This window comes from Hymenobacter sp. 5317J-9 (genome assembly GCF_022921075.1).
Taxonomy (GTDB): Bacteria; Bacteroidota; Bacteroidia; order Cytophagales; family Hymenobacteraceae; genus Hymenobacter.
In genome coordinates this window covers 3,531,861-3,554,278 of the sequence record NZ_CP095050.1, presented here as the reverse complement: position 1 = coordinate 3,554,278, position 22,418 = coordinate 3,531,861, and the positions used below count along the sequence as shown (strand labels likewise).

The following is a 22,418-nucleotide window of genomic DNA, read 5'->3' as shown; positions in this document are numbered from 1 at the left end:
AAACGGGGCAACCCCGCGTTGGGGCTAGGTCCTACTTCGTGCGGGTACTACATTTGCACCACCACTCTTTTACCTAAGTATCCTATGGCTTTCGACCTGGAAATGATTCGCGCGGTGTACGCCGGCATGGGTTCTCGCATTGAGGCAGCCCGCGCCGCCGTGGCGCGCCCCCTCACCCTTACCGAGAAAATCCTCTACGCTCACCTCTACGGTGGCGAAGTAAAGCAGGCTTACGAGCGCGGCGTTTCCTACGTCGATTTCGCCCCCGACCGCGTGGCCATGCAGGACGCCACCGCCCAGATGGCCCTGCTCCAGTTCATGCAGGCCGGTAAGACCACGGCCGCCGTGCCCTCCACCGTGCACTGCGACCACCTCATCCAGGCCAAAGACGGCGCCACGGCCGACCTGGCCGAAGCCAACGCCGAAAACAAGGAAGTGTACGACTTCCTGGCCTCGGTTTCCAACAAATACGGCATCGGTTTCTGGAAGCCCGGCGCCGGCATCATCCACCAAGTGGTGCTCGAAAACTACGCCTTCCCCGGCGGCATGATGATTGGCACCGACTCGCACACCCCCAACGCGGGCGGCCTGGGCATGGTGGCCATCGGCGTGGGCGGTGCCGACGCCGTGGACGTAATGGCCGGCATGGCCTGGGAATTGAAGTTCCCGAAAGTCATCGGCGTGAAGCTGACCGGCAAGATGAACGGCTGGACCTCGGCCAAAGACGTGATTCTGCGCGTGGCCGGCATCCTGACCGTGAAGGGCGGCACCGGCGCCATCGTGGAGTACTTCGGCGAGGGCGCCGAAAGCCTCTCGGCCACCGGCAAAGGCACCATCTGCAACATGGGCGCTGAGATTGGCGCCACCACGTCGGTGTTTGCCTACGACGAGAAGATGGGCGACTACCTGCGCGGCACCGGCCGTGCCGAGATTGCCGAAGCCGCCGCCGCCGTGCGCCAGCACCTGCGCGCCGACGACGAGGTGTACACCCAGCCCGAGAAGTACTTCGACCAGCTCATCGAAATCGACCTGAACACGCTGGAGCCCTACGTGAACGGCCCGTTCACGCCGGACGCCGCCTGGCCCATCTCGCAGTTTGCCGCTGCCGTGAAGGAGCACAACTGGCCCGCCAAGCTGGAAGTGGGCCTCATCGGCTCGTGCACCAACTCCTCGTACGAGGACATCACCCGCGCCGCCAGCATTGCCGCGCAGGCCGTGGAGAAGGGCCTGACCGTAAACGCCGAGTTCACCATCACGCCCGGCTCGGAGCTGGTGCGCTACACCGTGGCCCGCGACGGCCTCCTCGACACGTTCTCGCAGATGGGCGGTGTGGTGCTGGCCAACGCCTGCGGCCCGTGCATCGGCCAGTGGGCCCGCCACACCGACGACCCCAAGCGCAAGAACTCCATCATCACGAGCTTCAACCGCAACTTCGCCAAGCGCAACGACGGCAACCCCAACACCCACGCCTTCGTGGCCTCGCCCGAAATCGTGACGGCCTTCGCCATCGCCGGTGATTTGACTTTCAACCCCCTTACCGACACCCTGCAGGGCGCCAACGGCCCCGTGAAGCTCGACGAGCCCCGCGGCGTGGAAATGCCCCCGCAAGGCTTCGCCGTGCAGGACGCCGGCTTCCAGGCGCCCGCCGCCGATGGCAGCGGCGTGCAGGTGCTGGTGAGCCCCAGCTCCGACCGCCTCGAACTGCTCGAGCCTTTCAAGCCCTGGGAGGGCGTGGACCTGAAAGGCCTGCGCCTGCTCATCAAGGCCCAAGGCAAGTGCACCACCGACCACATTTCGATGGCCGGCCCCTGGTTGAAATACCGCGGCCACTTGGACAACATCTCCAACAACATGCTCATCGGGGCCACCAATGCCTTCAACGGCGAGGCCAACAAGGTGCGCAACTTCGCCGTGCAGGGCGACGACTACATGACCGTGCCGCAGTCGGCCCGCTCCTACAAGAGCATGGGCATCGGCACCGTGGTGATTGGCGATGAGAACTACGGCGAAGGCTCCTCGCGCGAGCACGCCGCCATGGAGCCCCGCCACCTTGGCGTGCGCGCCGTGATTGTGAAGAGCTTCGCCCGCATCCACGAAACCAACCTGAAGAAGCAGGGCATGCTCGGCCTCACCTTCGCCAACAAGGCCGACTACGACCTGATTGAGGAAGGCGACACCATCGACATCCTCGGCCTGACCACCTTCCGCGAAGGCCAGCCCCTGCAGGCCCGCCTGCACCACGCCGACGGCGATACCGACCTCATCACCCTCAACCACACCTACAACGAGGGCCAAATTGAGTGGTTTAAGGCCGGCTCGGCTCTGAACCTGATTCGCATGCGCGAAGCCGGCCAGACGGTGTAATTACCGTCAGCCAGCCGCTTAGGTAACAACGGCCGCCTCGGGAAACCGGGGCGGCTGTTTTGTGATGTGCTGAATTTGTGGAGCTTTGCGCACCATGAAACAGCTATTCCTTTCCGTATCGATTCTGGTTGGGGTTCTGCAGCTTTCGGGATGTGGAGCGCGCCTGCCAAGCAGCCTGCGGCCCGGTTACTACAGTGCCAGCACGGCAATTCCGCTGTGGCCCGCCAGCTATGTGACCGAGACGCCGCCGAAGCAACTGGGCAATGCGGAGGTAATCTCGATAGAAGGCCAGCCGACGCCGAACCCGGCGCCTTTCTACGATTACAAAGTTGTCAAATTCACCTCTGGCCTGAAACTGTGCCGCGACACGTTTCGCGTGCCGGACCTGAGCAAGGCGGTGAGTGGGCCGATTGCGCCGGGCGTCATCGTGTTTTCGGCAAGCGGGCTGGCCATCGACGAAGCCGAAATCACGAACCTGGACTGGCGCCTGTTCGTGGCCGATGCCTTTCCGGCCGACTCGTCCTCGGCTGATATTCTGGCTACTATTCTGCCGACTGCGGCGGCCTTGCCGGTCAAGGATTATTACACCAGCCCTTTCTATGCCTATTACCCTGTGGTGGGCATCAGCTACGAGCAGGCCAAGCTATTCTGCAAATGGCGCACGGATGTTGTCAATAGGGCGTTGGCCCGCACCAGCGACAAGCAAGTGTCTGACCTCATCGTCGAATACCGCCTGCCAACCGAGGCGGAATGGGAGGAGGCCGCCGAAGTACGCAGCGGGCAGCCTTATGGCACCACCTGCACCCAACTGCCGGTGCAGGTAGCCGAGGGAGCGGCCGCGTATCTGCAGAAGCGGGCAGCCGTTTCCACGCCCGTGGCGCAAATCAAAGCCGACATTGCGGCTTACAACAAACAGCACCCCGTGCGCTCCTGGATTAACCACGCACAGGCGGAGCCCTATTTCCTGCGCCTGGCTTCGCCGGGATATGTGTACCAGGGGCCGGCCAATGATTTCGGACTCTACCAAATGCTGGGCAATGCCGCGGAAATGGTGGAGGAGCAAGGCATTGCCAAAGGCGGCAGCTACCGCGACGACCTGGCAGGCTGCACCATCAAAGCGCGGGGGCACTACAGCGGCCCATCGGCCACAGTAGGCTTTCGGACGGTTTGCACCATGCAGCATCATAAGTAACGGCCATGATTAAGTACTCAGCGATGAAAGCCTGCCTGCTTGCGTTTGGCTTTTTGCTTTGCCACCTGCTGGCCACCGCCCAGCCCGCCGTCCCCTACGGCCGCAACCCCGCGGCCGGGCACTACCAGCTGGTGCGCGGCGTGAAGCTGTACTACGAAACCTACGGCCAGGGCCCGCCGCTGCTCCTCATTCACGGCAACGGCGACAACATCTCGGCCTTTGCCAAGAACATTCCCTACCTGGCCCAGCGCTACCGCGTCATTGCCGTGGACAGCCGCGCCCACGGCAAGTCCGTGGACGCTGGCGACTCGCTGAGCTTCGAGATGATGGCCGACGACTTTGCGGGCCTGCTCACCAGCATGCGCCTCGACTCGGCCTACGTGGTAGGGTGGAGCGACGGCGGCATCAACGCGCTGGTGCTGGCCATGCGCCACCCCAAGAAGGTGAAGCGGCTGGTGGCCACCGGCGCCAATCTTTGGCCCGACTCTACTGCGCTCATGCCCAGCTTGTGGCGCCAGCAGCAGCGCGGCTACCATGAGAATAAAAACATGAAATTCACGGACCCTAAGCGGAAGAACGACTGGAAGGTATTTTGCCTCGACGTGTTTCAGCCCAACATTCCGCTCGCGGCGCTGAAAGGTGTGCGGGTGCCGGCCCTCATCGTGGCCGGCGACCGCGACGTCATTGTGCCCGAGCACACCGTGGCCATCTACCGCCACCTGCCCCGCGCTTGGCTCTGGATAATTCCCAACAGCGGCCACGCCACCCTGCAAGAGCACGCCGACGAGTTCAATCGCAAAGTGGACGAGTTTTTTCGAGCCAAAGTCGTGTCGCCGCCGGCGCGCTAGCCCAACGCCAAAGAGCCAGCGGTGGAGCTGGCTAAACGAGCGGGGGCGAAATTTCGGTGGCTGGCGAGGGCAGCTGTGCATCAGCGGCTGCGGCGAAGTGGCGCAGGCGGTAGCAGTTCATGGCCGTGTCGCCGAGCTGCTCGATGAGCTTGTAGTTGGCCACGGCGCCCACCGCCGCGCCGATGACGGGCACCAGCTGGGCCATTTTGGCGAGGTCGATGTAGTCGCGGTATTCCTGCTGAAAGGTGCGCCAGTCGAAGGCGTGCACGTCGGCGGGCAGGGTGTGGCGGTACTCGTCCCAGGTGGCGAGGCGGCGGTAGGTGGCGTTGCGGGTGTGCTGGCTGCTGAAGGCCAGCTGGAAGATGTGCAGCAGGTAGAGGCGCTCGGGAAATTCCTTCACGTCGTAGCCGTAGAGGGCGGCGATGTCGAACAGCAGCTTGATTTTGAGGCCGATGAGCAGCGGGAAATCGGCCAGGCCCAGCAAGAAGCCGCCCGCGCCGGTCACGGCGCCTTCGGCGGTGGCCATGGTGCGGTAGTCGCGGATGCGGACCCGCGCCTCGGCCTCGCGCGTGGCGAAGGTGGCCTCGGCCAAGGGGCGGCTGGTGGTGTGCTGTGAGCCAAACAACACCCCGCGCACCATCTGCTTGATGGCGGCGGTGATGGCCTGGTGCACCTTTTCGGGCAGCAGGGCATTGATGCGCACCTGCACGCGCCGGGCAAAATTGTTGAGGAAGGAAGGCTTGCGCTGCATGCGCAGCTGCCAGGCGCGGAGCTCGATGCGGGCCTGCTGTTCGTCGGGGTTCATGGGCGAAATGTAGCGCGGACTTTTAGTCCGCGTCTTCCAGCGGTTCTCGGGTGCGGACTGAAAGTCCGCGCTACAGCGTGGCCGTTTCTGCCCGGTTTTCGCGCGGTTTCGTCACCAGGTAGTAGTACAGCAATATGCCCAACCCAATCAGAAACGGCACCAGGGCCAGGTGCTTGCCCGTGACGTGAGGCGCCACCAGCACAGTATCGAACCCGAAAAACTCGCTGGTCATCCAGTAGGAGTTGGCCGTAATCCAGAACACAATGGCCAAGTTGTGGGCCAGCTCCGAGGTGTAGGCGCGGGTGCGCCAGGCAATGATGACGGCAATGCTGAGCGTGGGCACCACCATGAGCAGGCCCAGGGGCTTCCACACCATGCACCAGGCAATGTCTTTCAGCAGCCAGAACAGGATGTGCGTGTTTTCCATCTTCCGGTAGGCGGCCGGGATGCTGTATACTTCTTCGGAAACCGGCGGCGTGGGGGCGGACGTGGCGGGCAAAAGCCCAAAAATAAGGCGCCGGCTAATTCCCCGGCGCCTCAATGCCCAAGGCCTGCAGCTGCGGGGCGTATTTGTCGAAAATCACCCGCAGGTCGGCGTTGTGCGTGGCCGCATCCACCCCAATGCTCACGTTGCGGGCGTGGAAGCGGTGCAGGTGGCTGATGTGCGGGCACAGCACCGGCAGCTGCCCGGCCAGCAGGAAGCGCACGTACAGGTCCAGGTCTTCGGCCATGGCCAGCTCGCCGTCGTAGCCGCCCACCTCGTCCACGAAAGCCCGGTGGTAGCACACGTTGCCCTGAATGAAGTGCTCGGCCCGAAAAATGGCCTGCAGCATGGCCGTGGGCGAATCAAACTGCCAGGCGTAGTAGTCCTCGTTGGGCAGGTAGCGGCCGTGCTCGTCCACGCGCAGGAAGTCGGCCACGAACCAGGGCCGGCCGGGGTGGGCCTGAATTTGGGCGGCGTAGTTGTGCAGCGTGCGCTGAAGTAGAATGTCATCGTCGTCGAGCGGCACCAGCCAGGCATCGGCGGGGGCTTCTTGGATGAGGAGGTTGCGGGCCAGGCCGGCCAGCTGGCGGCCCGCCGAGTGCCAGTGCCGCAGGGGCGGGCCGGGCTGGGCAGCAGCCTCGCGCAGGTAGGCCACGGTGCCATCGCGCGAGCCGTTGTCGTAAATCAGGTGCTCAAAGGAAAAATCGAGGGGGGCGCTCACGGTGGCGCGCACGCTGGCCACGGCTTCGGGCAGCAGCGCGCGGCGCTGGTGGGTGGGGGTGATGACGGTAAAATGCATGGCCTGTGTGTTCGGGCGCGGGCCGAAAAGGTTGCCGGATGCTGTAGCGCGGACTTTTAGCCCGCGCCCAAAAAGTCCCGGCCACGCCAGCCGCGGGCTAAAAGTCCGCGCTACCACGGTTACTTTGCTCCATGACACAGCAGCCGGCCATTTTCAACTGGAGCGGGGGCAAAGACTCGGCCCTGGCCCTCTACAAGGTGCGGCAAAGCGGCCAGTATGCTATCCAGACGCTGCTCACTACCGTGAGCGAACCTTACCAGCGCATTTCTATGCACGGCGTGCGGGTGGAGCTGCTCGACCAGCAGGCCGCCAGCCTTGGGCTGCCCTGCCATAAGCTGTTTCTGCCCGAAATGCCCACCATGGAAGCCTACGAACGCCTGATGAGCAACACCCTGCAGGAGCTGCAAACCCAGGGCGCCGAGGTGGCCATTTTCGGCGACATCTTACTCGAAGACCTGCGCCGCTACCGCGAAAACAAGCTGGCTGAAGCCGGCTGGCGGGCCGCGTTTCCGCTGTGGGGCGTGCCCACGGGCGAGCTCATTCGCGAGTTTCTGGCGCTGGGCTTCAAAACCATCACCACCTGCGTCAACGAGAAATACCTCGACCGAAGCTTTGTGGGCCGCGTGATTGACGAGCAGTTTTTGCAGGACCTGCCGCCTAACGTGGACCCCTGCGGCGAAAACGGCGAATTCCACACCTTCGTGTTCGATGGGCCGCTGTTCCGCGAGCCCATTACTTTCGAGAAAGGTGAAATCGTGCACCGCAACTACACGCCGGCTCCCAAAGCCGACGACTCCCAGTACGATTGCGGCGAGGAGGCTGACCCGAGTCCGTTCGACACGGGATTTTGGTACTGCGACTTGGTGTAGAGACGCAAAATATTGCGTCTCTGCGTCCGCGCCGTTCGTAAGTCGTCTGGATGTCGTTCGAACGTCGTCGTTCAACGACGAGACGCAAAATATTGCGTCTCTACTGCGTTGCTGCCTCCAGCGTGTGCGTCAGGGCCTGCGCGGCCTGCACAATGCTGGCCGGGTAGCCGGCTCGCGCCAGCAGCTGGATGGCGTTGCGGGTGCGCAGCGGGCCGGGCTTGAGCAGGTAGTCGAAGTACCACTCGGTTTCGGTCACGGTTTCGGAGAAGTGGTATTCGGTGAAGGCGGGCGCGAGCAGGGCGCCCAGCTCACCGTCGTGGGTGGAGGCCACCACCAGGCTGCGCGGCTGCAAATACGCCAGCACGGCCTGCGTGGCCGCAATGCGCTCCACGGTGTTGGTGCCCTTGAACAGCTCGTCGAGAATGAACAGGTAGCCGCTGTCGCCCGCTTCGGCGGCCCGAATGAAGCCCAGAATGGTTTCGGCCTCGGCAAAGTAGTAGCTTTTGCCTTCGGTGAGGCTGTCGGCGAGGTTGATGCTGGACACCACCCGGCGGAAGGGCGCGGCGTAGGCCGTGGCCGGGCAGGTGGCCACGGTTTGGGCCAGCAGCGCGTTCAGGCCAATGGCGCGCATGAACGTGGTTTTACCCGACATGTTGGAGCCCGTGAGCAGCACACTGGTCCCGGCCACGGCCAGGTCGTTGGGCACGCAGCCGGGCACCAGCGGGTTGTAGGCGCCCGTCAGTCGCAGGCCGGTTTCGGCCGTGAACTGCGGCGCGCAGTATTTGTGCCGCGCCCGAAACCCGGCTACCGCCACGGCGCTGTCGATGTAGCCCACGGCCTCGTACACCGCCCGAATGGCCCCGAAGTGCTGCTCTACCTGGCGCCGGCAGTTGTGATACACAATGAAATCGAGCAGCAGCGTCATTTTGAGGTATTGCAAAAACAGCCACGGCAGCATGGCTAAGTCTGAGGGCAATTGGTCGTCGGCCTGCAGGAATGCTACTCTATTCACGATGGAGCCCAGCCGGGCCAGCGGCCCGGCCAGTTCGCGCAGCGCCGCCAGCGGCAGCTGCAGCCGGGCCAGGCCGCGCCCGGCGCGGTAGAGGCTGCCCAACTGCAGCATGGGCCGCACGGCCCACACAATGCGCGTCCGGTACCAGAAGTGCAGCACCGAGTGCAGCACAAACAAGCCCAGCGACAGCAGCCACAGGGCCGGCTGCCAGAAGCCGCCCGCTACCGAGGCCAGCAGCAGCAGCACCAGCGCGGGCGCGGCCGCCGCCCAGGGCAGGGCCGGCAGGGCATCGCCGGTCAGGATGTCGGGCAGGTAGTAGGCCTGGGAGGAGGTGAGGCGGCGCAAGGCCAACAGGGCCTTGCCGCGCGGGGCGGGGTCAGCAAATAGCTCGGCGGCCTGGTCGAAGTCCTGCAAGGCATCTTCGTCGTTGAGCGGGCTGCGGAGGCGATGGTAGAGGCACTGCTGGCCCACCCGGCTCACGGTGCCGTCGAGCAGGGCAAACAGGTCGTCGCCGTTGAGGTCGGCCCAGGTCTGGTCGTCGAGGCGATGGTAAGCGGGCTCGGCCTTCACCGAGGCGTGGTAGCGGGCAATAAGCGGCATGTTGTGAAAGCGCGGGGCGGGGGTGCGCCACTCGGCTTCGAGCAAGGCCAGCCGGTCGGCGGTAGAGGTCCACATGGGGAGCAGGGGCCGGCCCGATGGTGGGCTGCGGCCCGGCAAAAGTACGGGCGCCGACCAGGCGCCCACGGTTCGGCTTGTTTTCCGGTTCTGCCGTATTGGGGGGCGGTGGCCGCTTGCCGGTCCGACGCCCAGTTTAGCTTATCGCATGCCTTCTATTTTACAAAAAGCGCTGAAAATGGCCGCCTACGCCGCCGTGGGCCTCAGCGGCACGGTAGCCGCCTACCTGTCGGCGGCGTTTGTGCTTTCGCACATCGCCGTGCCCAAAGCCGACCCCAACGCCGCGCCCGACGTGCCCGTGTTTCTGCACACCAACGGCGTGCACACCGACATCGTGGTGCCCGTGCAAACCGCTCAGATGGACTGGAGCCGGCTGCTGCCCTACAGCAACATCCCATCCGGCGACACCTCCCTGCGCTACATCGCCTTCGGTTGGGGCGACAAGGGCTTTTACCTCGACACGCCCACCTGGGCCGACCTTAAGTTCAGCACCGCCTTCGTGGCGGCGTTCTGGTTGGGCTCCTCGGCCGTGCACGCCACCTACCTGCCCACCCCCACGCCCGGCCCCGATACGGTGCCGCTCCACCTCAGCCACGCCGAGTACGCCCGCCTCATCCGCTACATCCAAACCAGCTTTAGGTATGATGCTGTCGGCCGCGTGCAGCACATCAAAGGCCACAGCTACGGACCGGACGACGCTTTTTACGAAGCCCGCCGCGTCTACAGCTTCGCCTACACCTGCAACACCTGGACCAACAACGCCCTCAAAGCCAGCGGCCAACGCGCCTGCCTCTGGACGCCTTCCGACAAGGGCATTTTTTATCAGTACGGCCGCTAGCCCGTACCTTCCACCCACAACAAACCGGCCCCGCCGGCGGTGAAGCCAGCGGGGCCAAAATGGGTGGAACCATGGGCCAGGGGCCGGGCGGCTTAGTTAAGCCACACCTCGGCCACTTGCTCGAAGCGGTGGGCGGCGAAGGCGCCGTAGGGCCGCTCGGCGTAGAAACCGAGGACGTGCACCTGCGGCTGGCCGGTGCGGACATGCGGCAGCACCCGAACCGGGTAAACGCGGCCGGCCTCGGGCCAGTCGCCGACGAAGTCGGCAGGGCGCTGCGCGTCGTTCACGCAACGGGCAAACTGCTGCATGGGCAGCGGCGTGGGGAGCTTTACGTTTGACATGTCCAAAGATACTAATTTTAAGATAAACTAAAAAATTTGGAGAATTATTTTTAGGCTTTTTTAATGAGAATTTAACCTAATTAGCGATGTGAACATGATTATTGAATGAAGCAGGTTGATGTACGGCCCCGGTCTAAGTGCGGATTGCAGGGGGCTGCAGAAACAATTTACTAAAATAATTAGTAAATAGCGGCCTGATGCCACCGCTACTGACGGTGGCCTGGCGCTTATGCTTACATCACTACACGATTTTATTGCGGCTTCTCTGCTCACCACTCGGGAATTGCCGCTGTTCGGTTGCCCCGTGCCGGCGGGCTTCCCCTCGCCGGCCGACGACCACCTCGACGGGCCCTTCGACCTGACCAGGCACCTGTTCCGGCACCCGGCGTCCACGTTCCTGGCTCGCGTCAGCGGCGATTCCATGATTGGGGCCGGCATTCACCCCGGCGACCTCGTGGCCGTCGACCGGGCCCTGCGGCCCAAACACGGCAGCATCGTGGTGGCCGTGGTGGATGGCGAGCACACCATCAAGCGCCTGCAGGAGCGGGGCGGCCAGCCGTGGCTGGTGGCCGAAAACGCGCGATATGCTCCCGTGGCCGTCAGTCAGGAGGCAGGGCTGTTTGTGTGGGGCGTGGTCACGCACGTCATCCACTCACTGGGCGAGCACCAAATCGCCACCATCCGATAGTTCTCCGGCTCGATTCGAAACGCCATGTACGCCCTCGTCGACTGCAATAATTTCTACGTGTCCTGCGAGCGGGTTTTTGCGCCGCACCTGGAGAAAAAGCCCGTGGTGGTGCTGTCGAACAACGACGGCTGCTTGATTTCGCGCTCTCAGGAAGCCAAGGATTTGGGCTTGAAAATGGGGGAGCCTTACCATTTGTCGCGCCCGCTGCTGGAGCAGCACCAGGTGAAGGTGTTTTCGTCGAACTACGCGCTCTACGGCGATATGAGCCGTCGTGTGGTGCAGGTGCTCAGCGGCTTCACCTCGGAGGTAGAAGTGTATTCCATCGACGAGGCCTTCCTGAATTTTAGCGGGCTGAAGTGGCTAACCAAAGGCGTCGACCTAGCGAAGTACGGGCAGCGTGTCCTCGAAACGGTCAGGTGCCACACCGGCATCCCCACCTGTGTGGGCATCGCGCCCACCAAAACCCTGGCCAAGCTGGCCAACCGCCGCGCCCGCCTGCACGGCACCAATGGCGTGCTGCTGCTGGAAACCCCCACCCAATGGGAGGCGGCCCTGGCCGAGGTGTCGGTCGATACCATCTGGGGGGTGGGCCGGCGCTACGCCCGCAAGCTGCTGGACATGGGCATCGACACCGGGCTCAAGCTGGCCAACATGCCCGAGCACTGGATGCGCAAGCACATGGGCGGCGTGGTGGGCCAGCGCCTGTGGCGCGAGCTGCACGGCCAGCCCTGCCTGGAGTGGAACCCGGCCGAGTGGGACGACGAAGACCAGCTGCACCCCGCCAGCGCCAGCCGCCACAGCGTGACGTGCACCCGCTCCTTTGGCCGCCCCCAGCACGACGACGCCGTGCTGAGCGAAGCCGTGGCCACCTTCACCGCCAAAGCCGCCGAGAAGCTGCGCCGGCACGGCCTGGCCGCCCACCTGGTGACCGTGATACTGGGCACCGACCGGTTTGCGCCGGGCGCCGAGCCCAAGACCCACACGGCCGTAGTGAGCCTGCCGGCCAGCTCCAGCGACACCACGCGGCTAACCCAAGCCGCCCTGCTGGGCCTGCGGCGGTTGCGCCGCCCCGGCACCGCCTACAGCCGCGCCGGCGTGCTTTTCAGCGGCCTCGAGCCGGAAGGGCAGGGGCAGCTGGGGCTGTTTTCGGGCACGGCCGCCGACCGGCAGCGCAGCCAGAAGCTGATGCAGACGCTGGACGGCCTGAATGCCCGCTTTGGCCGGCAGCTGGTGCGGCTGGCGGCGCAAGGCGTGGCCAAAAATGCGGCCGGCCAAGTGCAGCAGCCGTCGTGGGCGGGCCGTTCGGCCCACCGCTCGCCGCTGTATACCACGGGCTGGAATGAGCTGTGGGAGGTGCGCTAAACGGGCCCGGGCGCAACCCTGAGGCTAGGGGCGCGTACGGTTTCAGGGCCCGGCAGGCGACTGCCGGGCTTTTTCGTGGCTGCCCGGTCCTGGTCCGGCGCCCGCTTACCCTAGCTCGATTGCCATGTCTGATTCCCTGCCAACTTCCGCCGCCAAGCACACCTACGATATGGGCCTGATTGGCAACTGCGCCTTTTTGGGTTTGATAAAAATGGATACCTCCGTGGCTTGGCTGTGCTGGCCGCGCTTCGACAGCAGCTTTGTGTTTGGCAGCCTGCTCGACACCAAAAAGGGCGGTGAATACAGCGTGAAGCCGGCCCATGGCGAATTTCAGGCCACGCAGTACTACCTGGAAAACACCAACGTGCTGTGCACCGAGATTGAGGCCGCCGACGGCAGCTACCGCGTCACGGACTTTGCGCCGCGCTTTGCGCAATACGACCGGTACTACAAGCCGCTGATGTTCATTCGGAAGCTGGAGCCGCTGGCCGGCTCGCCCCGCGTGCGGGTGGTGTGCGACCCCGTGGGCGAGTACGGCCAGAAGCAGCTGGCCCGCCGCCGCAGCTCCAACCACATTGCCTACCTAGGGCTGGAAGAAGAAATTCGCCTCACCACCAACATCCCGCTCACCTACATTCTGGAGGGCGAGGATTTTGCCCTCAACGAAACCAAGTACCTCGTGCTCACCTACGGCGCCCCGCTGGAGGCCCCCCTGGAAAGCACGGTGGAGCAGTTTCTGCGCAGCACCGTGGACCACTGGCGCAAGTGGGTGAAGAGCACCAGCATCGGCGACTTTTTTCAGGCGCAGGTCATCCGCTCGGCCCTGGCCCTGAAGGTGCACCAGTACGAAGACACGGGCGCCATCATTGCGGCCAGCACCACCAGCCTGCCCGAGGCGCCCGGCAGCACCCGCAACTGGGACTACCGCTACTGCTGGATGCGCGACACCTATTACATCCTCACGGCCTTCAGCAACATTGGCCACTTTGAGGAAATGGAGCGGTATTTTCACTACATCGCCAACATTTCGACCAAAATCAAGGGCAAGTACCAGCCGCTTTATGGCATCAGCGGTGCCTCGGAGCTGGTGGAGCAGGAACTGGACCTGGAAGGCTACCTGGGCAACCAGCCGGTGCGCATCGGCAACGACGCCTACACCCACATTCAGAACGACGTGTACGGGCAGGTGCTGGTGGCCCTGCTGCCGCTCTACGTCGACCAGCGCTTTGTGAACCCCGAGCGCAGCGCCCCCGAAAAGCTGGTGTACGAGGCCCTGAACTTCATCGAAAGCACCATGGACCTGCCCGACGCCGGCCTGTGGGAGTTCCGGCACATTGCGCAGTTTCACTGCTACACCTACCTCTTTCACTGGGCCGGTTGCCACGCCGCCGGCCACGTGGCCCGCAAGCTGGGCAACGCCGAGATGGAGGTGCGCGCCGAGCGCCTGCTGGCCGAAGCCACGCGCCGCATCGAAGCTTGCTTGGACGAAAAGCGCGGTGTGTACACCAACGCCATCGGCTCGCCGCACCTCGACGCCAGCACCCTGCAACTCATCCTGATGGGCTACCTCGACCCCGCTTCGGAGCTGGCCAGCACCCACCTGGCGGCGCTCGAAAAGGAGCTGAAGACGCCAGAAGGCCTGTTTTACCGCTACCGGCACCCCGACGATTTCGGCACGCCCGAAACCACCTTCCTTATCTGCTCTTTCTGGTACGTGGAGGCTCTGGCTTGCGTGGGCCGGGTCGATGACGCCATCCGGGAGTTTGAAAAGCTCACGCGCTACACCAACCACCTGGGCCTGCTCTCGGAAGACGTAGATGCCAAAACCGGCTCGCAGTGGGGCAACTTCCCGCAGGCCTACAGCCACGTGGGCCTGATGAACGCCGCGTATCGCATTTCTAAAAAGCTCGACAAGCCCAGCTTCGTGTAGCCGGCGCCGGACTTCATCGCCGCCGCGCTGCCGCTGGCCCGCGAGATTGAGCTGCCGACGAGAAATAGATGCGGGTTTTTGAAGCCTGAATAGGCTTTTTAGCCCGTATTCGTCGGTGTCACCTCCGTATTAAAACTCCGCCCAAACCAGCCGCTACCCCGGTGCAATTACCCCCTTACTGCACCAGCACGGCCCGGGAGAGTAGGCCGCCCGCGCCCCGTGCCTGCAGCACGTACAAGCCCGGCGCCAGGCCCGTCACGCTCAGGCTCAGGCTGCGCCCACTGGCTGCCTGGTGCCGCACTACCTGGCCCAAGGCATTGGTCAGCTGCACGCTCTGGACGCCAAACTGGGCGGGCAATTCTACCTGCAACGGCCCGGTGGCGGGGTTGGGATATACCTCGAAACCAGCCGTGGCCGCCGCGGCGCGCGCGGGCAGCAAGGTCGCGTAAGCCTGCGCCGCGGCATCGGCGCTGGTTTGCAATTGGGCCAGGGTGGGGGCCACCAGCAGGGCAAAGGTTACGGTGGTGGAGTCGCCGGGCGCGAGCTTGGCCAGGCGCGTGCCCACTACCTGCGACACGTCGGCGCCGCCGGGCAGGCCGGCGGTGCGCTGGGCCCGGGCGGTGCCGCTGCTCAGGGTTAGGAATTTTTCGGCGGGCGAAAACCCATCGGCCAGGCGCACGGCCGCGCCGGCCGGGGCCCCGTTGTTGATAGAGTAGACGGCCGGCGTGCCGCCCTTCAGCAGCCGCAGGCCAGCGTAGAGGGCCAGCCCCGCCTGGGGTGTGGTCGTGCCCGTCACGTAGCAGTAGCCCAAGGCGCGGGTGCTGTCCCAGGCGGCCGCGTTTTGGCCAGCGCCGTCGGAGTTGGGCAGGTCCCAATCGGCGAAGATGCCCGCATACAGCGGCTTAAGCGTGTCAGGCGTGATGTTTTTGAGGGAGTATTCCAGCAGCACAAAGTCGCGGCGGCCGGCCGTGGCCCAGGCGTAGGCCCGTTGGCGCACGGCCACGCCCACGCTGCGCACCCGCGGCCCGGCGCCAGGAATGGTGTCGCGGAAGGCCGCGCGGGCTTCCTGGTCGGCGCGGGGGCCGGGCTGCTGGCGAGTGGCCTGCGCCAGGCTGAAAAACGACTGCCGCGCCTGCCCGCCGCTGGTGCGCAGGCGGTCCGACACGCGGGTGGGGCTGGTGGCCAGCAGCAGGCCGCCCTCACTCAGCACGTTGCTGCTGCCGCGGTAGCTCAGGCCCGTGCCGATGGTGCCGGCCAGGTTGTCGTAGCCCAGGTTGCCGCGGCTGGTGAGGGTCAGGGCCAGGTCATTGGCGTTCAGCACCACGTAGTCGGGGTTGAGCTGCAGGTCCACGTACTGGTCGTACTGGAAACCGCTAGCAGCTGTAAGGCGGTAGCGCAGCGTGGCCGTGGTGTTGAGGGGAATGCCGCTGGCGGCCACGGCCAGCCGGAAGGGTGCGGCGGCGTTAGTAGCGCGGCCCAGCGTGGCCAGGCTGCCCGCCGCAAAGCTGCCCTGCCGCACCACCACGTAGGGCGAGAGCGAGGTGAGCGTGACCGTGAGGCCCGCCACCGGCTGCAGCAAGTTCTGCACCTCCACGGCGAGGCGCAGAGTATCGCCGGGCAGGTAGGCAGCGCTGGCGGGCGCAAACGTGCTGCTCACCACCCGGGCCTCCTGCAGGTTGGTGCGGGTGAGGGCTTTCAGCACATTCAGTCGGCCCGTGCCGAGGCGGCCGGCCCAGGCCGTGTTCACGGGCAGGGCGTCGATGTTGTCGGTGGTTTGGCGCAGGCGGGCCATCACCTGAGCCGAGGTGTACTGCGGAAATACCTTGCGCACCAGCAGGGCCGCGGCTGCCGTGAGGGGCGAGGCAAACGAGGTGCCGCCCACGGCGCCGTAGTCGCGGTCCTGGGCGCCGTAGGTGGTCACGATGCTCAGGCCCGGCGCCACCATATCCACGCGGTGGTTGAAGGTGGCGCCGGGGCTTTTCTGGTCGGTGCTTTGCACGCCGCTCACCGACAGCACGTGGTCGTAGGAGGCGGGGTAGAACAGCACGTCGGAGTTGGAGTTGCCGGCGGCGGCCACCACCACGGCGTCGCGGTTCACGGCGGCGTAGGTGATGGCGTCCTGCTCGAAGCGCGAGTAGCCGCCAATGGCGCCCCAGCTCATGTTGATGACCTGGCAGCCGTGGTCGGCGGCGTACACAATGGCCTCGTAGCCGCCGAATGTGCCCGTGGGCGTATTCGGGTAAATGTTCAGGGGCATGAACTTGCACAGGTTGCCCAGGCCGGCCATGCCCAGGCCGTTGCCCACGCGGGCCGCCGCGGCGCCGGCCACCTGCGTGCCGTGGTAGATGGCGGGGTCGAAGCCCGAGTCGTTGTCGTTGTTGGCAAAATCCCAGCCCGTGAAATTGTCCACAAAGCCGTCGTTGTCGTCGTCGACGCCGTTGATGGGGTCGGCGTAGTTATGTTTCACCTGCTGGCGCAGGTCTTCGTGGGTGAGGCGCATGCCGCCGTCGGTGATGGCGATGACCAGGCTGGTGTCGCCGCGGGTCACGTCCCAGGCGCGGTAAGCCTGAATCTGCTTCAGGTAAAACTGGCTGCTGGTAATGTCGGTGAGGGTGGAATCGGCCAGCGGGTCGTTGGGCTGGTACAGCGGCGCGCGGATGTAGAGCGGCTCCACGTATTCCACCGCGCCGGTGGCCAGCAACGCGGCTCGGGCCTTGCCCAGCGCAAGGCCGGCCGGCACCTCAACCTGGTAGATGCCGCGCAAATCCACGCTGCCGGGGCGCTCGGCGCTGGGCGCTTGGGCGTGCGGGAATTTCTGCTGCAGCCCGGCCGCGCCCAGGCGACTCAGCGCCGCCTCCAGTTGGGCCGGGGCATGGCCGGGGCGCAGCTTCAGCACCAGGCGGCCGGGAATGGTGGGCGGCGCGACCTGCGCCCGGCCTGGCCCGGCCAGTCCAATTGCGCACAGGAATAAGAACAGGCGTAACGCGTTTTTCATCAGGCAGAAGCGTGAAGGATAAGGCGGAAGTTAAGATACCTTTTACGAACTCGCCGCCGGTCTGGCTTACCTGGGTGCCCCATTTATTTTTTTGCCCGAAAAGAACCGGTCCTACCGGCCGGGCCACAAAAAAGCCCCGCTTCGGAAGAAGCGGGGCCTGGGCTTAATGGGCCGGCTTGAGGCGGTTGCCCTTGCTGTACTTGAAGGGCTTAGGCGCCTTCACGGTTTTGGAGCGTTCCAAGCTGCGCGGGTTCAGGTCGATGACCGGGCGGATGTTGTTTTCGGCCCGGAAGTGGGTTTTGGCCGTTTTGCCACGGCTGCTTTCCGAGCTGTGCGAGAAAGCGCGCTTGGCCTTCACCTTGGGCTTGTTCTGGGCCTGGGCGGTGCCCGCGGCGAAACCAAGCAGGAGCAGGAGGATGACGAACTGTTTCATAACGATGCGGACAATACGGAGGTAGGAGGAGGAAAAAATGATGCTGGCCCGGAGGCCTGGTCCGTGAACGGTGAATCAGAGCAGATTACGCACGTCGTCGCGCAAGGATTCAATGCCGTGCCGAATTTGCGAGAGAAGGCCCGAGTCGGCGGTGTCGGCCGGCGACTCGCCTAGTTGCCGGGCCAGCAAGGCGCGCTTGGTTTCGAGGGCGTCGGCGTGCTGCTGGTAAGTGTTGGGCGAGCCGGCGGCCGTGGCGTGGGCGCGGTTGCGCAGGGTCTGAATTTTGGCGTCGAGCTCGTCGAGGGCCTGGCGCAAATCGGCTTCGGACAGCTGCGGCGCGCGGGGGTGGAGGGGAGTGGACATGGCGGAAGGGGATGCGGACGAGTAAAGCAGAGTAGTGTACTTGTACTCCCTTTGCGGCCGAAAAGATGCCCAACGCCCCCGCCAGCGCCTGCTGGCCCAACACAAGCGCAACGCAAGCATAACCGCGCGAACAACCTGGGCGCAAGCCGCTCCGGTAGCTTTGCCCCGTCAAGCAATTCCCCGTTTTGCGCTCATGCGTCGCACCCTGATTCTAGCGGGCAGCCTGCTGGCGGCGGGCGCTGGCCCGGCCTGCGCCCAAACCGTTTTGGCGGGCCCGCCCACCGTCCCGCCAGCTGCCGAAGCCACGCCGCCGGCCGTGCTGGCCTACGCCGAACTGATGCCGGCCTTTCCGGGCGGCGAAGAAGCCTTCCGCCGCTACCTCAGCGCCAAAACCCGCTACCCGCCCGAGGCCGAGCGGCTCAACCTGTCGGGCACGGTCTACGTGCGGTTTGTGGTGGACGAAGAAGGCCGCATTCGCGACGTAGAAGTGGTGAAAGGCATCGGGGCCGGCCTCGACGAGGAGGCCCTGCGCCTTGTGCGCCTCATGCCCTGGTGGACGCCCGGTCGGCAGCACGGCCAGCCGGTGCGGGTGCAGCAAACGCTGCCCATCAGCTTTCGGCTGCGCTAGCGCAAGCGCCTAAGCTGGCCACTGGCGCGGCAGCCCGGCCTCGCGGGCCAGCGGCGCGGCACCCGACTGCCATAAGGCGGCCAATACGGTGTTGGCGGCGTCGGCCAGCTCCACATGGTAGTCCTCGTGCAGCCGGGCGGTTTGTTTCAGGGCCTCGTGGGTGCGCTTGGTGAGGTGTTGCAGCAGCGGCTGGGTGGGGCCGTGTAGGCGGGCCGTTACCTCGGCCTGGTGCCGAAACACGTTGGCCAGCAGCCGCCAGCTCAGTTCCACTTCGCCAAAAGCATCGTCGGTAATCTTGGCGTGGTAGGCCAGCCGGGCCTGTAGCTGCCGCAGTATCACAAGCAGGTCGTTGGGCGTTTGGTGGTAGCCGCGCACGGGGTCGTCGACCTGGGCGCGCAGGGCGGCGCGGCGGGTTTCCAGCGCATCGGGGCCTTCCAGCAGGCGGAAAGCCAACTGCTCGGTCAGGACGGGGTCGAGGGCCACGAGGCGGGCCAGGAGTTGGTCTTTTTCTCGCTCCGGCAGGTTGAAAAGGGCGCGGCGCAGGTCGGGCGGGAGGGCGGGCATGGGACTATGTACGAACAGCCCTCAAAATAACGCAGGCTAGGCCGCTTGCCAAGTCCGGATGAGGCACCACCGACGTAATGCCGAAACCAATGAAAAAAGCAAGCCCAGCAGTTACTAGCGCACGCGCCGCCCCTTGAACACGCGGCTCACGCGCTTGAGGGACTGGTCAGACTCGAACTGCGAGTAGTCGACGCGAATCGAGTCGCGCGTGGTGAGGTAGCCCGTGCCTGTTTCCGTCAGACAATTGAAGTCGTTGCCGCCGTAATTAAAGTTGATGCCGCGCCAGGTCAGGCCGATGCCGAAATAGGGCGACTGGCAGCTGCGGCCCAGGTTGCGCAGGTAGTCGTAGGGAGCAGCCAGCGGGTCGTTGGGCTGGTGGAAATCGGGGGCCTGAAACACGCGAATGGTGAACGTGTCGCGCGGAGCGTCGGTGTTGCTGCCCAGAAACTTGCCGTAGATGACGGCCCGCCGCTGGGTGCGGTTCACCAGGGTCAGCACCTGGGTCAGGGTGTCCACGCCGTCGTCTTTGGCAAAGCAGCGGGTGTTGGGCGGGCGGGTGGCAATCAGGCGCACGGCGTAGGTGCCGGTGGCCGCCTCGGGAAAAAACAACCCAAACTTGCGCGTGGTGAACACACGCGGGTCGGTGCCCACCCGCCACTCGTAGCTGGTGTAGGGCGCGCCGGGGGCTTCAAAGCTGATGGTTTGCTTGGTGAAGGCCGTGTCGGGGGTGGGCGTGCCGTAGTTTTCCAGAAAGCGGAAGGCGAGCGGGTTGGCTTTGAGGCCCAGGCAGGGGTCGGGCTCGGGCGTGGGCGTGTCGCGGTGGCAGGCGGCCACGAGCAGGGCGCTGCCCAGCAAGGCCAGCGCGGGAAAGGGAGTTTTAAGCATCGCCGTTAGGGTAGATAAGGAACGATGGGCCGAATATATACCCCCCCCGCATTTGCAATGCCAACTTAAAATATTTCGTGCCTGCCCAACAATTTGCGTACTCCGCTGGTCTGCGTCGTCACGCCCTTTCCTTTATGTCTTCCCGCTCCCTGTTTCTGCTGCTGCTTGGGCTGCCATTGCTGCCCGCCCGCGCCCAAACGCCCGCCGATACCGCCCGCGCTGTGGCCCTGCCCGAGGCCACCGTCACGGGTTACGGCCAGCGGCTGCCGCTGCGGCGCACGGCAGCGGCCGTGGGCGTGCTCGAGGCCCGCACCATTCAGCAGTTCAACCCCGCCGCCCTCACCCAGGCCGTGAACACCCTGCCCGGCGTGCGGCTGGAGGAGCGCGCCACGGCCAGCTACCGGCTCAGCATCCGGGGCAGCACGCTGCGCTCGCCCTTCGGGGTGCGCAACGTGAAAGTGTACTACAACGGCATTCCCTTCACCGAAGCCGGCGGCAGCACCCCGCTCAATCTGCTCGACCCCGCCTTCATCGGTCGGCTCGAAGTGCTGAAAGGCCCGGCCGGCAGCGTGTACGGGGCCGGCACGGGCGGCGTGGCCCTCTTCGGCACGCCCGAGGTAGTGGCCGGCACCAGCCGGGTGGCCGCGGGCGCCACCGTGGGCAGCTACGGCCTGCGTCGCAGCACCATCACGGCCGAAACGGGCAGCGCCACCAGCAGCGTGCGCGCCCAGTATGCCCACCAGGAGCTGGACGGCTACCGCCAGCAAAGCGCCCTGCAGCGCGACGCGTTTGCGCTGGACGTGCGCACCGTGACCTCGCCCAAAGCCACCTTGTCCGCGCACCTGCTGTATACTGACATCAGCTACCAGCTGCCCGGCGGCCTCACCCGGGCCCAGTTCGAGGCCGACCCGCAGCAGGCGCGCCCCGGCACGGCCACCGTGCTCGGCCAGGTGGCCCAGCGGGCCTTCTACGCCTCGCGCACCGGCCTGCTGGGCCTCACCCACGAATACCGCTTCACCGAACGGCTGCAGCTGGAAACCACCGGCTACGGCAGCGGCACGGCCGTGCGCACCGCCTCCCTGACCGACTACGAGCGCAATACCGGGCTGGGGCTGGGCGGGCGCACGGCCCTGCGCTACCGCACCGCGCTGGGCGGGCGCACGCTGCGGCTGCAAGGCGGGGCCGAGGCGCAGGTCGGCTTCGCCAACGGGCGCAGCTACCAGAACCAGGCCGGCACGCCGGGCACCCTGCGCTACGACGACGAAATCACCACCAGCACCGGCTTCGCCTTCGTGCAGGCCGACTACGAGTTGCCGGCCCGGCTGCTGCTCACGGTGGCCAGCAGCTACAACCGCCTGCGCTACGGCATCGCGCGGGTGAGTAGCAGCCTGCCCGCGCCGGCCCCCGCTAGCTACGACATCAGCCGCAGTTTCCGGCCGGTGCTGTCGCCGCGGGTGGCGCTGCTGCGCGAGCTGGGCGCCGGGCTGTCGGTATACGGCAGCGTGAGCCTCGGCTTCTCGCCCCCCACCACCGATGAGGTGCGCACCTCCGATGGCCGGCTGAACGAGGACTTGCAAGCCGAGCGCGGCACCAGCTACGAGCTGGGCGCCCGCGGCAATTTCTTCAACAACCGGCTGCGCTACGAGCTCAATCTGTTCGACCTGGAGCTGCGCGAAACTATCGTCAGCAGCACCACCGACCAGGGCGTGGTCGTGTTTCGCAACACGGGCAGCACCCACCAGCGCGGCCTCGAAGCGGCCCTCAGCGGCTGGGTGTGGCAGCAGCGCAGGGTGACGAGCGTGACGTATCGCGACTCAACGAAAAGAATGCCTCCGCAGGAAGACACGGGCCTGCGCGCCTGGGCCAGCTACGCCTACAACGACTTCCGTTTTGGCAGCTACGCCAGCGGCGGGCAGGACCTGGGCGGCAATCGCCTCACCGGCACCACGCCCCACACCCTCAGCGCCGGCCTCGATTTCAGCGAGCGCCACGGCTTCTACTTCAGCCCCAACCTCGGCCACCAGGCCCGCGTGGTGCTCACCGATGCCAATACCGAAACCGCGCCGGGCTACTGGGTTTTCGGCGCCCGCGGCGGCTGGCGGCGCACCTTCAGCGGCCGCCTCGACACCAACCTTTACGCCGGCCTCGACAACGCCACCGACCGGCGCTACAGCCTCGGCAACGACCTGAATGCCTTCGGCGGGCGCTACTTCCAGCCGGCGCCGGGCCGGGCTTGGTACGCCGGCGCGCAACTGGGCTGGCGGTTTTAACGCGGTGACTAAAAAAAGAGGGATGAAGAATGACCGTCAAGGCCAATTCTTCATCCCTCTTTTGCTTACGCTA

The 22,418-nt window shown here is 65.4% G+C and carries 20 protein-coding genes; 10 read left to right on the top strand and 10 right to left on the bottom strand.

The features are described 5' to 3' along the window. Positions 1 to 84: 84 nt before the first annotated feature. The 3 genes from MUN81_RS15020 (at position 85) to MUN81_RS15010 (ending at position 4,404) form a co-directional block, all read left to right on the top strand. Complete coding sequence (locus tag MUN81_RS15020) at positions 85 to 2,364, top strand: aconitate hydratase (RefSeq protein WP_245111672.1); 2,280 nt, start codon at positions 85 to 87, stop codon at positions 2,362 to 2,364. Positions 2,365 to 2,458: 94 nt separating this feature from the next. Further along, positions 2,459 to 3,556: an SUMF1/EgtB/PvdO family nonheme iron enzyme gene (locus MUN81_RS15015; RefSeq protein WP_245111670.1), complete on the top strand. Its 1,098-nt coding sequence runs from the start codon at positions 2,459 to 2,461 to the stop codon at positions 3,554 to 3,556. Positions 3,557 to 3,561: 5 nt separating this feature from the next. Next, the gene (locus MUN81_RS15010; protein ID WP_245111668.1) at positions 3,562 to 4,404 is read left to right on the top strand and encodes an alpha/beta hydrolase; all 843 of its coding nucleotides are present in this window, start codon (positions 3,562 to 3,564) and stop codon (positions 4,402 to 4,404) included. 31 nt (positions 4,405 to 4,435) lie between these two features. Here MUN81_RS15010 and MUN81_RS15005 read toward each other — a convergent pair whose 3' ends face one another. The 3 genes from MUN81_RS15005 to MUN81_RS14995 all read right to left on the bottom strand — a co-directional run bounded on the left by MUN81_RS15005 (position 4,436) and on the right by MUN81_RS14995 (position 6,492). Next, on the bottom strand, positions 4,436 to 5,209 hold the full coding sequence (locus tag MUN81_RS15005) for an EcsC family protein (protein ID WP_245111667.1): 774 nt from the start codon (positions 5,207 to 5,209) through the stop codon (positions 4,436 to 4,438). A gap of 70 nt (positions 5,210 to 5,279) precedes the next feature. After that, the gene (locus MUN81_RS15000; protein WP_245111665.1) at positions 5,280 to 5,708 is read right to left on the bottom strand and encodes a hypothetical protein; all 429 of its coding nucleotides are present in this window, start codon (positions 5,706 to 5,708) and stop codon (positions 5,280 to 5,282) included. Positions 5,709 to 5,730: 22 nt separating this feature from the next. Then, complete coding sequence (locus tag MUN81_RS14995; RefSeq protein ID WP_245111663.1) at positions 5,731 to 6,492, bottom strand: glycosyltransferase; 762 nt, start codon at positions 6,490 to 6,492, stop codon at positions 5,731 to 5,733. A gap of 131 nt (positions 6,493 to 6,623) precedes the next feature. On the opposite strand from MUN81_RS14995, the gene MUN81_RS14990 reads away from it, so the two are divergent. Then, entirely contained in the window at positions 6,624 to 7,361 is a 738-nt protein-coding gene (locus MUN81_RS14990) for a diphthine--ammonia ligase (protein ID WP_245111662.1), read from the top strand. Between the two features lie 100 nt (positions 7,362 to 7,461). Here MUN81_RS14990 and MUN81_RS14985 read toward each other — a convergent pair whose 3' ends face one another. Beyond that, on the bottom strand, positions 7,462 to 9,048 hold the full coding sequence (locus tag MUN81_RS14985; RefSeq protein WP_245111660.1) for a hypothetical protein: 1,587 nt from the start codon (positions 9,046 to 9,048) through the stop codon (positions 7,462 to 7,464). 148 nt (positions 9,049 to 9,196) lie between these two features. Here MUN81_RS14985 and MUN81_RS14980 point away from each other — a divergent pair, with 148 nt between their 5' ends. Beyond that, positions 9,197 to 9,886, top strand: a complete 690-nt coding sequence (locus tag MUN81_RS14980) for a TIGR02117 family protein (protein WP_245111659.1) — start codon at positions 9,197 to 9,199, stop codon at positions 9,884 to 9,886. A 92-nt stretch (positions 9,887 to 9,978) separates the two neighbouring features. Here MUN81_RS14980 and MUN81_RS14975 read toward each other — a convergent pair whose 3' ends face one another. After that, positions 9,979 to 10,227, bottom strand: coding sequence for a hypothetical protein (locus MUN81_RS14975; RefSeq protein ID WP_245111657.1), 249 nt, complete (start codon positions 10,225 to 10,227; stop codon positions 9,979 to 9,981). Between the two features lie 229 nt (positions 10,228 to 10,456). On the opposite strand from MUN81_RS14975, the gene umuD reads away from it, so the two are divergent. The 3 genes from umuD (at position 10,457) to MUN81_RS14960 (ending at position 14,207) form a co-directional block, all read left to right on the top strand. After that, a complete protein-coding gene (umuD, locus tag MUN81_RS14970) occupies positions 10,457 to 10,915 on the top strand; it encodes a translesion error-prone DNA polymerase V autoproteolytic subunit (RefSeq protein WP_245111656.1) in 459 nt (152 codons plus the stop codon). 24 nt (positions 10,916 to 10,939) lie between these two features. Then, positions 10,940 to 12,277, top strand: coding sequence for a Y-family DNA polymerase (locus tag MUN81_RS14965; protein ID WP_245111654.1), 1,338 nt, complete (start codon positions 10,940 to 10,942; stop codon positions 12,275 to 12,277). A gap of 124 nt (positions 12,278 to 12,401) precedes the next feature. Continuing rightward, positions 12,402 to 14,207, top strand: coding sequence for a glycoside hydrolase family 15 protein (locus tag MUN81_RS14960; RefSeq protein ID WP_245111653.1), 1,806 nt, complete (start codon positions 12,402 to 12,404; stop codon positions 14,205 to 14,207). A 175-nt stretch (positions 14,208 to 14,382) separates the two neighbouring features. On the opposite strand, the gene MUN81_RS14955 is transcribed toward MUN81_RS14960, so the two are convergent. The 3 genes from MUN81_RS14955 to MUN81_RS14945 form a co-directional block, all read right to left on the bottom strand. Further along, positions 14,383 to 17,202, bottom strand: coding sequence for a S8 family peptidase (locus MUN81_RS14955; RefSeq protein WP_245111651.1), 2,820 nt, complete (start codon positions 17,200 to 17,202; stop codon positions 14,383 to 14,385). 163 nt (positions 17,203 to 17,365) lie between these two features. Beyond that, on the bottom strand, positions 17,366 to 17,635 hold the full coding sequence (locus tag MUN81_RS14950; RefSeq protein ID WP_245111649.1) for a hypothetical protein: 270 nt from the start codon (positions 17,633 to 17,635) through the stop codon (positions 17,366 to 17,368). Between the two features lie 75 nt (positions 17,636 to 17,710). Further along, complete coding sequence (locus MUN81_RS14945) at positions 17,711 to 17,998, bottom strand: hypothetical protein (RefSeq protein WP_245111648.1); 288 nt, start codon at positions 17,996 to 17,998, stop codon at positions 17,711 to 17,713. A 193-nt stretch (positions 17,999 to 18,191) separates the two neighbouring features. On the opposite strand from MUN81_RS14945, the gene MUN81_RS14940 reads away from it, so the two are divergent. Further along, complete coding sequence (locus MUN81_RS14940) at positions 18,192 to 18,626, top strand: energy transducer TonB (protein WP_245111646.1); 435 nt, start codon at positions 18,192 to 18,194, stop codon at positions 18,624 to 18,626. A 9-nt stretch (positions 18,627 to 18,635) separates the two neighbouring features. On the opposite strand, the gene MUN81_RS14935 is transcribed toward MUN81_RS14940, so the two are convergent. Next, on the bottom strand, positions 18,636 to 19,190 hold the full coding sequence (locus MUN81_RS14935; protein ID WP_245111644.1) for a hypothetical protein: 555 nt from the start codon (positions 19,188 to 19,190) through the stop codon (positions 18,636 to 18,638). A gap of 114 nt (positions 19,191 to 19,304) precedes the next feature. Beyond that, positions 19,305 to 20,075: a hypothetical protein gene (locus MUN81_RS14930; protein WP_245111642.1), complete on the bottom strand. Its 771-nt coding sequence runs from the start codon at positions 20,073 to 20,075 to the stop codon at positions 19,305 to 19,307. Positions 20,076 to 20,209: 134 nt separating this feature from the next. Here MUN81_RS14930 and MUN81_RS14925 point away from each other — a divergent pair, with 134 nt between their 5' ends. Further along, a complete protein-coding gene (locus tag MUN81_RS14925) occupies positions 20,210 to 22,345 on the top strand; it encodes a TonB-dependent receptor (RefSeq protein ID WP_245111641.1) in 2,136 nt (711 codons plus the stop codon). Positions 22,346 to 22,418: the final 73 nt, after the last annotated feature.

Bases quoted from the DNA above. Each gene is read 5' to 3' on its own strand.
- MUN81_RS15020 (WP_245111672.1), top strand. From the start codon at position 85: ATGGCTTTCGACCTGGAAATGATTCGCGCGGTGTACGCCGGCATGGGT.
- MUN81_RS15015 (WP_245111670.1), top strand. From the start codon at position 2,459: ATGAAACAGCTATTCCTTTCCGTATCGATTCTGGTTGGGGTTCTGCAG.
- MUN81_RS15010 (WP_245111668.1), top strand. From the start codon at position 3,562: ATGATTAAGTACTCAGCGATGAAAGCCTGCCTGCTTGCGTTTGGCTTT.
- MUN81_RS15005 (WP_245111667.1), bottom strand. From the start codon at position 5,209: ATGAACCCCGACGAACAGCAGGCCCGCATCGAGCTCCGCGCCTGGCAG.
- MUN81_RS14995 (WP_245111663.1), bottom strand. From the start codon at position 6,492: ATGCATTTTACCGTCATCACCCCCACCCACCAGCGCCGCGCGCTGCTG.
- MUN81_RS14990 (WP_245111662.1), top strand. From the start codon at position 6,624: ATGACACAGCAGCCGGCCATTTTCAACTGGAGCGGGGGCAAAGACTCG.
- MUN81_RS14985 (WP_245111660.1), bottom strand. From the start codon at position 9,048: ATGTGGACCTCTACCGCCGACCGGCTGGCCTTGCTCGAAGCCGAGTGG.
- MUN81_RS14980 (WP_245111659.1), top strand. From the start codon at position 9,197: ATGCCTTCTATTTTACAAAAAGCGCTGAAAATGGCCGCCTACGCCGCC.
- MUN81_RS14975 (WP_245111657.1), bottom strand. From the start codon at position 10,227: ATGTCAAACGTAAAGCTCCCCACGCCGCTGCCCATGCAGCAGTTTGCC.
- umuD (WP_245111656.1), top strand. From the start codon at position 10,457: ATGCTTACATCACTACACGATTTTATTGCGGCTTCTCTGCTCACCACT.
- MUN81_RS14965 (WP_245111654.1), top strand. From the start codon at position 10,940: ATGTACGCCCTCGTCGACTGCAATAATTTCTACGTGTCCTGCGAGCGG.
- MUN81_RS14960 (WP_245111653.1), top strand. From the start codon at position 12,402: ATGTCTGATTCCCTGCCAACTTCCGCCGCCAAGCACACCTACGATATG.
- MUN81_RS14955 (WP_245111651.1), bottom strand. From the start codon at position 17,202: ATGAAAAACGCGTTACGCCTGTTCTTATTCCTGTGCGCAATTGGACTG.
- MUN81_RS14950 (WP_245111649.1), bottom strand. From the start codon at position 17,635: ATGAAACAGTTCGTCATCCTCCTGCTCCTGCTTGGTTTCGCCGCGGGC.
- MUN81_RS14945 (WP_245111648.1), bottom strand. From the start codon at position 17,998: ATGTCCACTCCCCTCCACCCCCGCGCGCCGCAGCTGTCCGAAGCCGAT.
- MUN81_RS14940 (WP_245111646.1), top strand. From the start codon at position 18,192: ATGCGTCGCACCCTGATTCTAGCGGGCAGCCTGCTGGCGGCGGGCGCT.
- MUN81_RS14935 (WP_245111644.1), bottom strand. From the start codon at position 19,190: ATGCCCGCCCTCCCGCCCGACCTGCGCCGCGCCCTTTTCAACCTGCCG.
- MUN81_RS14930 (WP_245111642.1), bottom strand. From the start codon at position 20,075: ATGCTTAAAACTCCCTTTCCCGCGCTGGCCTTGCTGGGCAGCGCCCTG.
- MUN81_RS14925 (WP_245111641.1), top strand. From the start codon at position 20,210: ATGTCTTCCCGCTCCCTGTTTCTGCTGCTGCTTGGGCTGCCATTGCTG.